Consider the following 14661-nt stretch of genomic DNA (forward strand, 5'->3'; position numbering starts at 1 on the left):
CATCGACTTCACTGCCGCTGCGGATCTGCACAGCGGCCGGTGCCGACAGGAAGGACGGGCCCAGGGACCGGACGGACCGGACGGAAGGCACCCGGGAGCACGCGCGCCGGATCAGCGCGGTGCCGAGAGTGAGTGTTCGGCCGTGATGCCCCCGCATCGGCCTTCCCCCTGAGCCGGCTCCCCTGCCAGCTTTGCTTACTGCACCGTACGGTCGGTGCCATTGCATATGCAAGCCGAACGGGGTGTCGCGGCGCCGCCCCGGGTCCCCGCCCCGGCCACTGCGCCCCGCCATTCCGCCGATCTCCCACTGACCTGGGACGACGACGAGAGATCAGTCACGTCCGTCTGCCGCGGGCCCCCTCGGTGGCTCTGCGGAGGGGGCGGGCGAGAGCTCCGCCGAGCGCTCTTCCGGGGACTCCCCGGCGGTCATCGCGGCGTCGAGCACCCGGGCCTCGGGCAGCTCGAAGTGGTCCACGCCCTCGCGGTAGCGCACGCTGGTCCGCGCCCAGCCGGCGTCCTCGTACCAGGCGTGCCCGGCGGCCGCCGCGGAGAGCGCGTCGAACGGGGCGTAGGGGTCGGTGCCGTCGTCCTCGAGGCCCACGTCCCAGTGCAGGACCAGCTGCTCGAGCTGCTCCTGAGTCGGCTCCGAGGTCCCGCTGGACGGCGCCCCGCCGCCGCCGGAGAGCACCGTGCCGCCGCCCTGCAGGAAGTCCGCGCGGTCGGCCAGCAGCTCGTAGCTGATGAACTCGGCGCCCCCGGAGTAGCCGTGCAGCCACGTGCGGGAGCGGTCGAGGTCGTACTCGGCGAAGATCCGCTGCTCGGCCAGGGCCAGGAACCACTCGGCGTTGCCGTCGAGGTCCTCCCACCAGGTGGGCTCGCCCTGCCGGTCCGGGGTGCGGGGGGCCACGAGCACCGCGTTGTGCGAGCGCGCCACCTCCGCGAGGCAGGACACCTTGTGCCCCGGGTGCTCGTACTCGTAGGCCCCGTCCCCGTGCAGGCGGAAGACCACGCCGACCGGCTCGCTCCAGTCGATGCCGTCGGCGAAGACGTGGTAGCTGCTCGTCGTGCCCTCGTGCTCGAAGGGCACGTCGAGCCGGTCCGAGGTCCCCTCCGCCCAGCGCAGTCCGCCGGAGAGCACCGGGCCGGTGCTGAGCGGGCGGGCTCCGCCGCGCGGGGCGGTGCTCACGTCCTCGAGGCCGTAGGGGGCGCAGGAGACCTGCTCCTGCGGCCCCGGGGCCGGCGTCCACGCCCACCGGGCGGCGAGCGTCGCGGCGACCAGGGCCAGGAGGGCGCCGGTGAGAATGGCCACATCCACGATCGGGCGGGATCCGCGGCGCGGCGCGGCCTGGCCCGGATCCGGATGCGTTTTCACCCGTCCATCCTAGGCGGAAGCACGACCGGCGGCTTCCCGCCGAATTTCGGTTTTGCAATCGTTCCCCCATAATCGGCCAGGACCGTTCGGGGGGACGGCGCCCCCCACTTCCTCCTTCCGTGGTCCGTCCACCGCAGCAGAGGAGAAGATTCCGCGTGACCATCACCGCACGCTCGCAGGCCGAGCAGAGCGCTCCTGAGATCCAGGAGCAGCCGCCGGCCCAGGACAGGCTGCGCCGCAGCCTCAAGCCCCGCCACCTGACCATGATCGCGATGGGCGGGGCCATCGGCACCGGCCTGTTCGTGGCCTCGGGCAACACCATCGCCACCGCCGGCCCGGGAGGGGCGCTCCTGGCCTACGTGGTCATCGGCTTCATGGTCTTCCTGCTGATGCAGAGCCTCGGCGAGATGGCCACCTACCTGCCGGTCTCGGGCGCCTTCGAGGAGTACTCGACCCGCTTCGTCAGCCCGTCCTTCGGCTTCGCCATCGGCTGGAACTACTGGTACAACTGGGCGATCACCGTGGCCGCCGAGCTCGTGGCCGCCGCGCTGATCATGCGCTACTGGTTCCCCGACTCGCCCTCCTGGATCTGGTCCGGGGCCTTCCTGGCCATCCTGTTCGCCCTCAATGCCCTGAGCGCCCGGGCCTACGGCGAGAGCGAGTTCTGGTTCTCCCTCGTCAAGGTCGTCACGATCGTGCTCTTCCTGGGGCTCGGCATCCTCATGATCGTCGGCATCCTGGGCGGGGAGTCGCCCGGCTTCGAGAACTGGACCACCGGGGAGGCGCCCTTCGTGGGCGGCGGCCTCGGCATCCTGGCGATCTTCATGGTGGCCGGCTTCTCCTTCCAGGGCACCGAGCTCGTCGGCGTCGCCGCCGGCGAGGCGGAGAACCCCGAGAAGAACGTCCCGCGCGCCATCCGCACCGTGTTCGTGCGCATCCTGCTCTTCTACGTGGGCGCGATCACCGTGATCGGCTTCCTCATCCCCTACACCAGCCCCAACCTGCTCACGAGCGGCGTGGAGGACATCTCCATCTCCCCGTTCACCCTGGTCTTCCAGAACGCGGGCGTGCTGGCGGCCGCCTCGGTGATGAACGCGGTGATCCTCACCGCCATCCTCTCGGCCGGCAACTCCGGGCTCTACGCCTCCACCCGCATGCTCTGGGCCCTGGCCGACAGCGGCAAGGCCCCGCGCTTCCTCGCCAAGGTGAACCGCCGCGGCGTGCCCATGAACGCGCTGATCGCCACCACCCTGGTGGGTGGGGCGTCCTTCCTCACCACCTTCATCGGGGACGGTGACGCCTACGTGTGGCTGGTCAGCGCCTCGGGGCTGGCCGGGTTCATCGTGTGGATGGGCATCGCGTGGAGCCACTACCGCTTCCGCAAGGCGTACACCGTCCAGGGCCACGACCTGGCCGACCTCCCCTACCGGGCACGGTTCTTCCCGCTGGGGCCCCTGGTGGCGCTCGTGCTGTGCGCCGTGGTGATCCTCGGGCAGAACTACCAGGCCTTCATCGGCGACATGGACCTCATGGCCGCCCTGACCGCCTACATCGGCCTGCCGCTGTTCCTGGCCCTGTGGTTCGGCCACAAGCTGGTCACCGGCTCGACGATGGTCCGCTACGAGGACGCCGACCTCACCCGCCCCCGCGACTGACCCCCGCCCTGCGCCACTCACCCCGCCGAGCCCCCACACTCCGGGCGACATTTCCGCCGAGCCCCCAATGCGGGTGCAATTCCCCAGACTTGATGTGGGAAAACGCGCCCGCATTGGGGGCTCGGCGCACCGGGTGGACTGCTCGAGCTGAGCGCTCAGGCCACCGAGCGGTAGCGGGAGACGACCACGTCCACCAGCTCGGCGGGGACCTCTCCCTCCGGCACGGCCAGGGGGTCGGTGTCCACGTCCGCGCCGGCCTTCCGGGAGAGGTCCAGGAAGTAGCCGGGCGCCAGCAGGTAGTTGGCGACGACGACGCGCCCCCCGTCCGCCAGGCCGGCCCGGGCGGAGGACACCGCCTCGGCCACGCGCGGACGGGCGGCGGCCAAGTAGGACACGGTCACGGGCCGGCCCAGCTCCTCGGCCAGCAGGTCCGCCACCGCGGCGCAGTCCACCACCGCGCGGCGGTCGGAGGACCCGGCGGTGGCCAGCACCACGGCGTCGTGCTCCGCCAGCGGGGCCCCGGCGGCCGTGCAGGCCTCGTGCACCCGCCGGGCGAGCAGCCGGGCGAGCGCGCGGTCCGGGCCCAGGGCTGCCGAGACCCGGTGGAGGTCGTCGGCGGCGACCGCCTCGGCCACGTCCACGTAGACGTGGTAGCCGGCGGAGAGCAGCAGCGGCACCACCACCGCGGGGCGTCCGGCGTACTGCTCGGTGCGCTCGGCCAGGTCGGGGGTCTGCACATCCACCCAGGTGGGCACCACCTCGACGTCCGGCAGCTCGGCGGCCACGGCGTCCACGAGGCGCTGCACGGCGGTGCGCCCGGACGGGGAGCTGGTGCCGTGGGCGCAGGCGAGCAGGACGGGGGCGTCGGAGGTCGTCATGGATCCCAGCCTACGAAACACGGCCCGCAGCGGCCGCCGGCGTCACGCGACGTCACGGGGGCAACCGTGCTGTAACACGCGTGCCGCATCCTGGTAGTGGCGGCCGGCCCGCCACGACCCCCGCTCTCCCCCTGGAGGACCGCATGCTGTTGACCGCCGACCTCACCGGAGTCCCGGTGCTCGTCCTCGGCGCCCCGGACGACGCCCGCCGCGCCCGGCGCCGCTACGAGGCGGCCGGCGCCGCCGTGCGCTCCGTGGCCGAGCCCGCACTGCTCGGCGCGGCCGACCTCGCGGGCGTCGCGCTCGCCGTGGTCGTGGGCCCGGCGGCGCAGCGCTGGCGCGAGGCCCTGGCCGCGGCCGGCGCCCGCGTGCCCGTGGTGCAGGAGCCCGCGGCCCGCACCGGCGGCCGGGTGACCCTGGTCGGCGGCGGCCCCGGCGCTGACGACCTGCTCACCGTGCGCGCCGTGGCGGCCCTGCAGGACGCCGACGTGGTGTTCGTCGACCGGCTCGCCCCCGCGGGCGCGGTGGCCGCCGCGGCCCCCGGCGCCGAGATCGTCCCGGTCGGCAAGACCCCCGGCCACCACCCGGTCCCGCAGTCGCAGATCCAGGACCTCATGGTGGAGCACGCCCTGGCCGGCCGCTCGGTGGTGCGACTCAAGGGCGGGGACCCCTACGTCTTCGGCCGCGGCGCCGAGGAGCTCGCCGCGTGCGCCGCCCACGGCATTCCCGTGGACGTGGTCCCGGGGATCACCAGCGCGGTCTCGGTGCCGGGCGCGGCCGGGATCCCCGTGACCTTCCGCGAGGTCTCCCGGATGTTCACGGTCGCCTCCGGGCACGTGCCGTTCTCCGAGGCGGAGCTCGCCCACTTCGCCGGCCTCGGCGCCGGCGGCGGCACGCTGGTGGTGCTCATGGGGGTGGCCACCCTCCCCCACCTCGTGGCCGGCCTGGTCCGCAACGGCGCCGATCCGAAGACCCCGCTCGCTGTCGTCGAGCGCGGGTTCACCGACCGGCAGCGCTCCACCATCACCACGCTTGCCACGGCGGTCGCGGACACCGCGGCGGCGGGCTGCGGCTCGCCCGCCGTCGTCGTCGTCGGTCCCGTGGTCCGCCTGGCGACCGCCGAGCGGGACGCGTTCCTCGCGGAGGTCACCGCCCATGGCTGCTGAGGACCTGCCCCTGGCCGGCCGGGTGGTCGGCGTGACCGCGCACCGCCGCTCCGAGGACCAGATCGCCGCCCTCGAGCGCCGCGGCGCCCGTGTGCTGCACGCCCCCGCCCTGCGCGTGGAGCCGGTCGACGAGGACGCCGGGCTCGCGGCCGCCTCCCGGGCGATGTTCGAGGCCCGCCCGGACCTCGTGCTGCTGACCACCGGCTACGGTCTGCGCCGCTGGCACGACGCCGCCGTGGCCCAGGGCTTCGACGCCGATCTGCTGCTGTGCCTGCGCGAGGCCGCCGTCTACGTGCGCGGGCCCAAGGGCCGGGGCGCGGTGCGCGGGCTGGGCCTGGAGGACGCCGGGATGTCCGCGGACGAGACCACCGCCGGGCTCGTGGACCTCGTCCTGGCCGAGCACGGCGGGGACCTCACCGGGCGCACGATCGGCCTGCAACTGCACGGGATCGCCGACGTGGTCCAGCGCCGCCGGCTCACCGACGCCGGGGCCCGCGTGCTCACCGTGACCCCCTACCGGTGGGCCTCCGCCGACGACGCCGGGCAGGTGCCGGTGCTCGTGCGCGAGGCCGCGGCCGGGCGGGTGGACGCCGTGACGTTCACCGCCGCCCCGGCCGTGGACGCGCTGTTCAGCACGGCCGAGGAGCTGGGGCTGCACGAGGAGCTGCTGGCGGCGTTCCGCGGCGGGATGCTCGCCGCGACCGTGGGGCCCGTGACGGCCGCGCCGCTGCTGGAGCTCGGGATCGAGCCGCTCGTGCCGGAGCGCTTCCGGATGGGCGCGATGCTCAAGCAGCTCACCGACGCACTGTCCGGCGGACAGCCCGACGACGACGGGCAGTAGGCGCCACCGACCGCGGGCGCACCCCGCCCCTGGGCGAGCGCGGGACGATTGCGGGGGCGCGCCAGGACGGGGGTCAGGGGAACCGGGGGTATCCCGACGCACCCCTGCGACCGCTCGGCAACCGCCAAGGCCGCAGGTCAGGCGGACATTTTGTTCGCCGTGCACCGAATGTAGCAGATCACACCGGATTAGCGAACACTTTCCTGATGTAATTGTGTCGGAACGGTCACGGCCCCCGGTTCGACGGTGCCGCCGCCTCCCCGCAGGATCTTCCACCGAGCCGTGAGCCGGGTCCGCCGCGGGGGCATCATCGGGGTCTCCCGGCGGCGGCCGGTAGGCTGGGCGCGACCCGCCCGTCCTGTCGAAAGGCCGCCCGTGACCACCCCCCAGCTCGCCCCCTACGTCGACCACACGCTGCTCAAGCCGGAGGCGTCCCGCGAGCAGATCGCCACGCTGTGCGCGGAGGCCAGGCAGTACGGCTTCGCCTCGGTGTGCACCAACCCGCTGTGGACGCCGTTCGTGCGGGAGCAGCTCGCGGGCAGCGACGTGCTGACCTGCGCCGTGGTCGGCTTCCCGCTGGGCGCGTCCGCCACGGAGGTCAAGGCGTTCGAGACCGCCACGGCCGTGGCCGCCGGGGCCGACGAGATCGACATGGTCATCAACATCGCCGCCGCCCGCGCCGGCGAGCGCGAGCGGGTCGAGGCGGACGTGCGCGCCGTCGCCGAGGCCGCCCACCAGGGCGGGGCCCGGCTCAAGGTGATCATCGAGACGTGCCTGCTGACCGACGAGCAGAAGGTCCTCGCCTGCGAGGCCGCCGTGGCCGCCGGCGCGGACTACGTGAAGACCTCCACGGGCTTCTCGACCGCCGGGGCCACCGTGGCGGACGTCCGGCTGATGCGCGCCACCGTGGGCCCGGACATCGGGGTCAAGGCCTCCGGGGGGATTCGCACCCGCGAGGACGCCCTGGCGATGATCGAGGCCGGCGCCTCCCGGATCGGCGCCAGCAGCGGTCCCGCCCTCCTCGGCTGAGTGCACCGCCCACTGGTCGACGGAGCGCGCCCGGTCCTCCCCGGCGGAGCGCTCCAGGCGCCGCCCGGCCGCAGCGACCGGGCTTTATCGCGTCCTCATCGGGGCCCGCCGCGCCCTCCGCCGGGCACCGCCGCGGGCCGCGTCCGAGCGACTAGACTGGCCCCGAACGCCCCGCGGCCGCCGTGGCCGGCCGCTCCCACCGTCAGAAGGATTGGATCCATGGCCAACCGAGCCCAGTCGTCCACCAGCACCGCGGCGGACGCGACGCCCAGCGGCCGCAGCGGCGGCGCCACCGTCCGCTCCCACTCGGGCCAGGGACGCACGGTCAACAACTTCGTGTTCCTCGCGCTGTGCATGGCGATCATGATCGGCAGCTTCATCGCCTTCGCCAGCTACCCGAACAGCCCGCTGATCTGGATCGTCGGCCTGGGCCTCTACGCCCTGGCGCTGCTGATCCCCGTGAGCCTCCTGCAGAACAGCACCGCGAAGAAGGCCGAGGGCGGGCACACCATTCTCATGCACGTCCCGCCGAGCACGGAGGTCGCCGGCGAGCCGACCACCGCGGCGGCCTTCCCGGACCCGCCCCGCAACATCGGCACCCGGGACGCCGAGGTCCGCGCCGAGCACAAAGACGACACCCTGGGCAAGGCGACCCAGTAGCCCGTCCCGCACAACGACCGACGGCCCCCTCCCGCATCCGCGGCAGGGGGCCGTCGTCGTTCCGGAGGGGGCGGTCGCGAGGAGCATCCGGGCGTCGGTCGGTGCGACTAGACTGGCCGGGAATGCTTCGCGGCCGCCCGTGACCGGCCGCCTCCCACCGCCAGAAGGGTTAGATCCATGGCCAACAGAGCCCAGTCCTCCACCAGCGCCTCGGCGGACGCGTCGACCGGCCGCAGCGGCGGCGCCACCGTGCGCTCGCACTCCGGTCAGGGACGCACGGTCAACAACTTCGTGTTCCTCGCGCTGTGCATGGCCATCATGATCGGCAGCTTCATCGCCTTCGCCAGCTACCCGAACAGCCCGCTGATCTGGATCCTCGGCCTGGGCCTCTACGCTCTGGCACTGCTCATCCCGGTGGGCATCCTGCAGAACAGCACCGCCAAGAAGGCCTTCGGCGGGCGCACGGTCCTCATGGACGTCCCGTCGACCACCGAGGTCCCCGAGTTGGGCCGCGGCCGCACCGCCGCCGCGTTCGACGACGGCCCCCGCGACGCCCGCGAGCGCGACGCCAAGACCGCGGCCGTCCACCACGGCGACAAGTACGGCAAGAACGTCGAGTAGGGCCGCGCCGGGTCCGACGACGACGACCCGACGACCGCTCGCACCGCAAAGGTCCCCTCCCACCGCGGGAGGGGACCTTTTCCGTGCCCGGTGGACCGGACTGCGGAGGCTGGGCTGACGGATCAGGCCGTGGCCGGCTCCTTCGCGAAGACGGCCTCGACCACGCCGCGGGCCCAGGCGAGCACGGCGCCGTCCACGAGGTCCTTGCCGCCGATCCGCTCGGTCTTGGGCTTGGGGATGAGCACCTGGAAGGTGTCGGTGCCGGGCACCGCCTTGACCTGCGCGCCAGGGTAGAGGCGGGTGAGCCGCATCTGCCGGGACTCGGGGAGGTCGGCCGGGGCGAAGCGGACCATGTTGCCCTGCGCCGCGACGTCGGTGAGGCCGGCGGCGCGGGCGGTCACCCGGAAGCGGGCGACCTCGAGCAGGTTCTGCACGGGTTCGGGCACCTCGCCGTAGCGGTCCACGAGCTCGTCGGCGACCTCCTGGATCGACTCCTCCGTGGCGGCGTTGGCGAGGTTGCGGTAGGCCTCCAGGCGCAGCCGCTCCCCCGGGACGTAGTCGTGCGGCAGGTAGGCGTTGACGGGCAGCTCGATCTTCATCTCGGTGGGCCGCTCGTCCTCCTCGCCGCGGTACTCGGCGACGGCCTCGCCGACCAGGCGCAGGTACATGTCGAAGCCCACCCCGGCGATGTGCCCGGACTGCTCACCGCCCAGCAGGTTGCCGGCGCCGCGGATCTCGAGGTCCTTGACGGCCAGCTGCATGCCGGCGCCGAGCTCGTTGTGGGCGGCGACGGCCTTGAGCCGCTCCAGCGCCGTCTCGGAGAGCGGCTTCTCGGCCTGGTACAGGAAGTAGGCGTAGGCCCGCTCCCGGCCGCGACCCACGCGCCCGCGCAGCTGGTGGAGCTGCGAGAGGCCGTAGCGGTCCGCGCCGTCGACGATCAGGGTGTTGGCGTTGGCGATGTCCAGACCGGTCTCCACGATGGTGGTGCAGACCAGGACGTCGAACTTCTTCTCCCAGAAGTCCACGATGATCTGCTCGAGCCGGGACTCGGACATCTGCCCGTGCGCCACGGCGATCCGCGCCTCGGGCACGAGCTCGGCGAGCTCCTTGGCCTTGCGCTCGATCGAGGAGACCCGGTTGTGGATGTAGAAGACCTGGCCCTCGCGCATGAGCTCGCGCCGGACGGCGGCGGAGACCTGCTTGTCGGTGTAGGCGCCCACGTAGGTGAGCACGGGGTGGCGCTCCTCCGGCGGGGTGGCCAGGGTGGAGGTCTCGCGGATGCCGGTCAGGGACATCTCCAGGGTGCGCGGGATAGGGGTCGCGGACATCGCCAGGACGTCCACGTTGGTGCGCATCGCCTTGAGCTTCTCCTTGTGCTCCACGCCGAAGCGCTGCTCCTCGTCGATGACCACGAGGCCGAGGTCCTTGAACTGGACCTCCTTGGACAGCAGCCGGTGGGTGCCGATCACCACGTCCACGGTCCCGTCCTTCAGACCGGCGAGCGTCTCCTTGGTCTCCTTGGCGGTCTGGAACCGGGAGAGCGCGGCCAGGCGCACCGGGAAGCCGGAGAAGCGCTCGGTGAACGTCTCGGCGTGCTGCTGGGCGAGCAGCGTGGTGGGCACGAGCACGGCGACCTGCTTGCCGTCCTGCACGGCCTTGAACGCCGCGCGCACCGCCACCTCGGTCTTGCCGTAGCCCACGTCCCCGGAGATCAGCCGGTCCATGGGGACCTCCCGCTCCATGTCCGCCTTGACCTCGTCGATGGTGGTCAGCTGGTCCGGCGTCTCGATGTAGGGGAACGCCTCCTCGAGCTCGCGCTGCCACGGGGTGTCCTCCGCGAAGGCGTGCCCGCGGGAGGCCATCCGCGCCGAGTACAGGCGGATCAGCTCGTTGGCGATGTCCCGGACGGCCTTCTTGGCGGCGCGCTTGGTCTTGTTCCAGTCCGTGCCACCCATCTTGGACAGGGTGGGGGTCTCGCCACCCACGTAGTTGGTGACCTGGTCCAGCTGGTCGGTGGGCACGAACAGGCGGTCCCGCGGGCCGTTGCGCTTGGAGGGCGCGTACTCGAGCACCAGGTACTCGCGCACGGGCTTCGGCTGGCCGGGCTTGATCATCGCCCCGGCGATGGGCCGCTGGATGAGCTCCACGAACTGGCCGATGCCGTGCTGCTCGTGCACCACGAAGTCGCCCTGGCTCAGCGCCAGGGGGTCCACGGCGTTGCGCTTGCGCCGCACCGGGAGCTTGCGCATGTCCTTGGTGGTGTAGGGGCTGGCCTTGCCCAGCAGGTCCGCCTCGGTGAGCAGGACGATCCGCGGCCCGTCCAGGGCGAAGCCCTTGCCGGCCACGGCGGTGGTGAGCTCCACGATCCCGGGCTGCGGCTGCTCGGCGAGGGTCTCGCGGCGGGCGGCGGGGACCCCGGCCTCGTGCAGCAGCTCCGCGATCCGGGCCAGCGGACCGGGCCCTTCCGTGACGGCGACGACGCGCCAGCCGTCGGCCACCCGCCCCTGCAGGAACTCGAGCATCGCCTCGACGTCCCCGTGGAAGCCCAGCGGGTCCCGGGCGGCCACGGTGAGGGTGTCCGCGTCCGAGTCGATGAGGGCGATGTCCTCCGCGGCGGTGTCCGCGTCCACGTCCTGACCCGCCACCGCGTTGACGTTGAGCGCGGTGACGGCCCACCAGCCGAGGCCGGTCCCCAGCGCGGTGGCCCGGGCCTCGGCGAGGGTCTGGAAGGACCCGGAGGCCAGGGTGCGACCCTCGCCGTCGTCGTTCCGGACGACGTGCTCGGCGGAGGTGATGTCGATGGGCGCGGACTGCCCGTCCGAGGCGGAGTCCCACGCGGCGAGGAGGAACTCCTCGTTGGTGGCCACGAGGTCGTGGGCGCGGGTGCGGACCTTCTCCGGCTCCATGACCACCACGAGCGAACCGGGCGGGAGCAGGGACAGCATGGGCACCAGGCCGTCCACCAGCAGGGGCGCGAGGGACTCCATGCCCTCCACGTAGATGCCGCCGGCGATCCGCTCGAGCATGGACTCCGCGCCCGGCAGGGAGTTCTTGAGCTTCGCGGCCCGGGACATCACGGACGGGGTGATGAGCACCTCGCGGCACGGCGGGGCCACGAGCCGCTCCGGGTGGTCCCCGGTGGTCAGGGTGCGCTGGTCGGCCACGGCGAACCAGCGCAGCTCGTCGACCTCGTCCCCGAAGAACTCGATGCGCACCGGGTGGTCCTCGACCGGCGAGAAGACGTCGATGATCCCGCCGCGCACGGCGAACTCCCCGCGCCGGGTGACCATGTCCACCCGAGCGTAGGCGGCCTCGGCGAGCGAGGTCACGGCGGCGTCGAAGTCGAGCTCCTCGCCCCGGGCGAAGCGCACCGGGGCCATGTCCCCCAGGCCTTCGACGACGGGCTGGAGCACGGAGCGGACCGGGGCCGTGACCACTCGCAGCGGGCGCTCGGCATCCTTGCCGGCCAGCCGGCGCAGCACGTCCAGGCGGCGGCCCACAGTGTCCGAGCGGGGCGAGAGCCGCTCGTGCGGCAGGGTCTCCCAGGCCGGGAACTCCGCGACCTCCTGAGCCGGCAGGTACGCGCCCAGGGCCGCGGCGAGGTCCTCGGACTCGCGGCCGGTCGCGGTGACGGCCAGCAGCACCGGGGCGCGGGAGTCCGCCGGCGCGGGGGCGTCGTCGAGGGCGCCGCACAGCTGAGCCGTGAGCACCGCGCGCATCCCGTCCGGGGCGCTGATCACGGTCTCGGCGCTGCGCTCCCCCGGCGCCAGGCCGGCCTGGGTGCGGAGATTGGCGAAGGAGCGCTCCGCCCCGAGGGCGGCGAGCAGTCCGGACAAGGTCATGGGTGAGCAGTCTCCTGGGACGCTGAGTGGGGTGCTGGTGGAGCACAGAGGCTGTCGGAGCCAACGTTCGCGGGTCCCAGCTTACTCCCGGGCCCCGACAGGGCCCCGTCCGGACCCACAGCTCTCGCCACAGCCCGGACCCCGGGCCCCGCCTACCATGGGAGCACGCAACCGCCGCTGCCGATCCGCCGCTACCGAGGAGTCCTCCATGGCCGTCACCGCCTCCACCACCGTCCCCGCTCCCCTCGACCAGGTCGTGGTGACCTTCACCGACGAGGAGTTCATCCGGCACGTGACCCACCGCGCCGGGGCCACCCTGGACTCGGTGGAGGTCGCCGGAGACGTGGAGGCACGGTTCGCCGTGACCACGGTGCGGACCATGGCCGCGGACCGGCTGCCGGAGATGGCCCGGAAGTTCGTGGGCTCCTCGGTGCAGCTCACCCAGGTGGACACCTACCACACCCCGGACGCCGACGGGATCCGGATCGTGCGCACCGAGATCTCCGTGGGCGCCCTGCCGGTCTCAGGCTCCGCCACCCAGACCCTCACCCCAAAGGGCGAGACCACCGACGTGCACGTGCACTGCGTGGTCAAGGCCAACATCCCGTTCGTGGGCAAGATGGTCGCCGAGGCCGCCGAGCCGTTCATCGGCAAGGCCCTGTCCCTGCAGTCCCAGGAGGCCGAGGCCTGGCTCGCAAACCGCTGAGCTCACCAGGCCGCCGAGAGCACGGAGCGATCCCGGCGTCTTCACGTCGCCGGAGGCGCTCCCGGAAGCGGGCCGCCTCGACCAGCCCTTGCCGGACTATCTCCTGGACTGCGAGTGCCCGTGGGGTCAGAGGTCGCCGATCGCGGAGCCGAGCAGGCGGACCGGTTCGAAGGCCTCCGCGTTGGTGTTTTTGGCCTGCGCCCCGCGGAAGGCAGCCATGGCTCTGACCCGTTGCGGGGTCATGTAGGGCTTGCCCGCCTGATTGCGATGTGTAAGCACGGCCTCGACCTTGACGTCGACGTAGCCGTCGATGTCCACGAACACGGATGGGTCGAAGTCGCGGGTCACCGACGGGGACTCGAAGCACAGGATCGAGTGGTGGGCCCTCGCGGCGCGCAGGGTGGCCTGGTGCACCGCATAGTGGTCCTGGTGCTGGTCGTGGGCGGAGTGGGTGAAGATCACGTCCGGACCGAACTCGGTCACGGCGGTTTCAATTGCCTTCACCATGTCGTTGTTGACTGTTTCCAGCTTGGTATCGGGGAAATTCAACACGCACATGTCGCTCAGTCCCAGGAACGACGCGCCCTGCCGAGCTTCATCTGGACGCATACCGGAATTTCCGCCGACTTCCCCGGAGCTCATGACCAGACCCCGCACCTCATGGCCCGCATCGACCAACTTGGCCAAGGTTCCGCCACAGGCGAGTTCGAGGTCGTCCGGGTGGGCGCCCACTGCCAGGATCTTGCGCCTCCGGGCACGAACTGCGATGGGGATGCGGCGTTTGGTGACTACCAATCCCCATGCCCCGGTGGCGGTCAAAGTCATGAGCGCCACTACGTCCTCCGCGAACTCACCCGGAGGCGACAGTACACACCACAGGTTGAGCCCAAGCAGGATCACGTAAGTGACGATGATGGCATTGCGCAACCGCTTGGCCCCACGTACCAATCGTGTGTGCTGCCCTGGCCGCGCACCCACAACGATGTATCCGAGAACGATCACGCTCAGTAGCACGCCCGCCATGGACAGCAACATGTTTCCCCCAAAGACGGCCGAGGTCGGTGTCGAAATGACTGCAGTTCTTGTTCCGCGGTCCCCCAAGGCGCCGCTGCAACTATGACCAACGAGTCAATATCACCAGCAATCGACACTTCCCGCGAACGTTGGCGTCTGTCCGAGGTAACATTGCCCCGTTCACACCATCGATCCGACGGGTACATCGAAGGCGCGAGGACAGAGGTCAGGAGTAATGATCACGAGGCGGCAGGATCCGCCAGGGACGCAAAGCACTTCGGGGCGTCCACGGCCGCCGCACCGATCGCCGTTCCTCTCTCGACCGGATCGTGATTCACGGGACTGCCGCACGAATAGGTGACACCTGATCTGGCTTGCCCCTAGGGCGGCCTGGAAGGATGTTGCTGTGCCCGCTCCCTATCCCCAAGAGTTCCGAGACGACGTCGTGCGCGTGGCCCGCACCCGCGAAGAGGGTGTGACGCTCGCGCAGATCGCCAAAGACTTCGGCATCCACGAGATGACGCTGTCGAAGTGGATGCGCCAGGCCGACGTCGAGGACGGTGAGAGGCCCGGCGTGACGAGAGCCGACTCCGCGGAGAATCGTGAGCTGAAGAAGCGGATCCGCCTGCTCGAGCAGGAGAACGAGGTCCTGCGCCGGGCGGCCGCCTACCTCTCGCAGGCGAACCTGCCGGGAAAAGGCTCTACCCGCTCGTGAGTGAGCTCGCCGCCGACGGGGTCCCCGTCGCGGTGACGTGCCGGGTGCTCAAGCTCTCCCGCCAGCCCTACTACCGCTGGCTGGCGGACCCGGTCACCGCTGCCGAGCTGGCCGAGGCATACCGGGCGAACGCCCTGTTCGACGCCCACCGGGACGACCCCA

Annotated in this window: 11 protein-coding genes and 1 pseudogene; 8 read left to right on the top strand and 4 right to left on the bottom strand. The window is 72.1% G+C overall.

What is annotated here, in order from left to right; genetic code table 11:
• Nucleotides 1–331 precede the first annotated feature (331 nt).
• A complete protein-coding gene (locus tag EQG70_RS12405) occupies nucleotides 332–1372 on the bottom strand; it encodes an alpha/beta hydrolase family protein (protein WP_244296550.1) in 1041 nt (346 codons plus the stop codon).
• A gap of 155 nt (nucleotides 1373–1527) precedes the next feature.
• Here EQG70_RS12405 and EQG70_RS12410 point away from each other — a divergent pair, with 155 nt between their 5' ends.
• Nucleotides 1528–3027, top strand: coding sequence for an amino acid permease (locus EQG70_RS12410; protein ID WP_419095462.1), 1500 nt, complete (start codon nucleotides 1528–1530; stop codon nucleotides 3025–3027).
• A 155-nt stretch (nucleotides 3028–3182) separates the two neighbouring features.
• On the opposite strand, the gene EQG70_RS12415 is transcribed toward EQG70_RS12410, so the two are convergent.
• Nucleotides 3183–3905, bottom strand: a complete 723-nt coding sequence (locus tag EQG70_RS12415) for a sirohydrochlorin chelatase (protein WP_109268660.1) — start codon at nucleotides 3903–3905, stop codon at nucleotides 3183–3185.
• Nucleotides 3906–4048: 143 nt separating this feature from the next.
• On the opposite strand from EQG70_RS12415, the gene cobA reads away from it, so the two are divergent.
• The 5 genes from cobA to EQG70_RS12440 all read left to right on the top strand — a co-directional run bounded on the left by cobA (nucleotide 4049) and on the right by EQG70_RS12440 (nucleotide 8222).
• On the top strand, nucleotides 4049–5071 hold the full coding sequence (gene cobA, locus EQG70_RS12420; protein ID WP_109268659.1) for a uroporphyrinogen-III C-methyltransferase: 1023 nt from the start codon (nucleotides 4049–4051) through the stop codon (nucleotides 5069–5071).
• Nucleotides 5061–5912, top strand: coding sequence for a uroporphyrinogen-III synthase (locus tag EQG70_RS12425; protein ID WP_109268658.1), 852 nt, complete (start codon nucleotides 5061–5063; stop codon nucleotides 5910–5912). Before cobA ends, EQG70_RS12425 begins: the two co-directional genes overlap by 11 nt.
• 375 nt (nucleotides 5913–6287) lie before the next feature.
• Nucleotides 6288–6941 (top strand): deoxyribose-phosphate aldolase, encoded by a 654-nt coding sequence (gene deoC, locus EQG70_RS12430; protein WP_109268657.1) that lies wholly within the window; start codon nucleotides 6288–6290, stop codon nucleotides 6939–6941.
• Between the two features lie 219 nt (nucleotides 6942–7160).
• Nucleotides 7161–7601, top strand: coding sequence for a hypothetical protein (locus EQG70_RS12435; protein WP_109268656.1), 441 nt, complete (start codon nucleotides 7161–7163; stop codon nucleotides 7599–7601).
• 177 nt (nucleotides 7602–7778) lie between these two features.
• A complete protein-coding gene (locus tag EQG70_RS12440; RefSeq protein WP_109268655.1) occupies nucleotides 7779–8222 on the top strand; it encodes a hypothetical protein in 444 nt (147 codons plus the stop codon).
• A 122-nt stretch (nucleotides 8223–8344) separates the two neighbouring features.
• Here EQG70_RS12440 and mfd read toward each other — a convergent pair whose 3' ends face one another.
• On the bottom strand, nucleotides 8345–12064 hold the full coding sequence (gene mfd, locus EQG70_RS12445) for a transcription-repair coupling factor (RefSeq protein WP_109268654.1): 3720 nt from the start codon (nucleotides 12062–12064) through the stop codon (nucleotides 8345–8347).
• Nucleotides 12065–12272: 208 nt separating this feature from the next.
• Between mfd and EQG70_RS12450 the strand changes: the two genes are divergently transcribed.
• Nucleotides 12273–12770, top strand: coding sequence for a DUF2505 domain-containing protein (locus tag EQG70_RS12450; protein WP_109268653.1), 498 nt, complete (start codon nucleotides 12273–12275; stop codon nucleotides 12768–12770).
• Nucleotides 12771–12896: 126 nt separating this feature from the next.
• Here the strand turns inward: EQG70_RS12450 and EQG70_RS12455 are convergent, their stop codons facing one another.
• On the bottom strand, nucleotides 12897–13805 hold the full coding sequence (locus EQG70_RS12455; protein WP_109268652.1) for a PIG-L deacetylase family protein: 909 nt from the start codon (nucleotides 13803–13805) through the stop codon (nucleotides 12897–12899).
• Between the two features lie 385 nt (nucleotides 13806–14190).
• Between EQG70_RS12455 and EQG70_RS18340 the strand changes: the two are divergent.
• Nucleotides 14191–14660 (top strand): annotated as a pseudogene (locus EQG70_RS18340) (transposase); the annotation flags it as partial.
• Nucleotide 14661 lies beyond the last annotated feature (1 nt).

This window comes from Kocuria rosea, from assembly GCF_006094695.1.
GTDB lineage: Bacteria > Actinomycetota > Actinomycetes > Actinomycetales > Micrococcaceae > Kocuria > Kocuria rosea.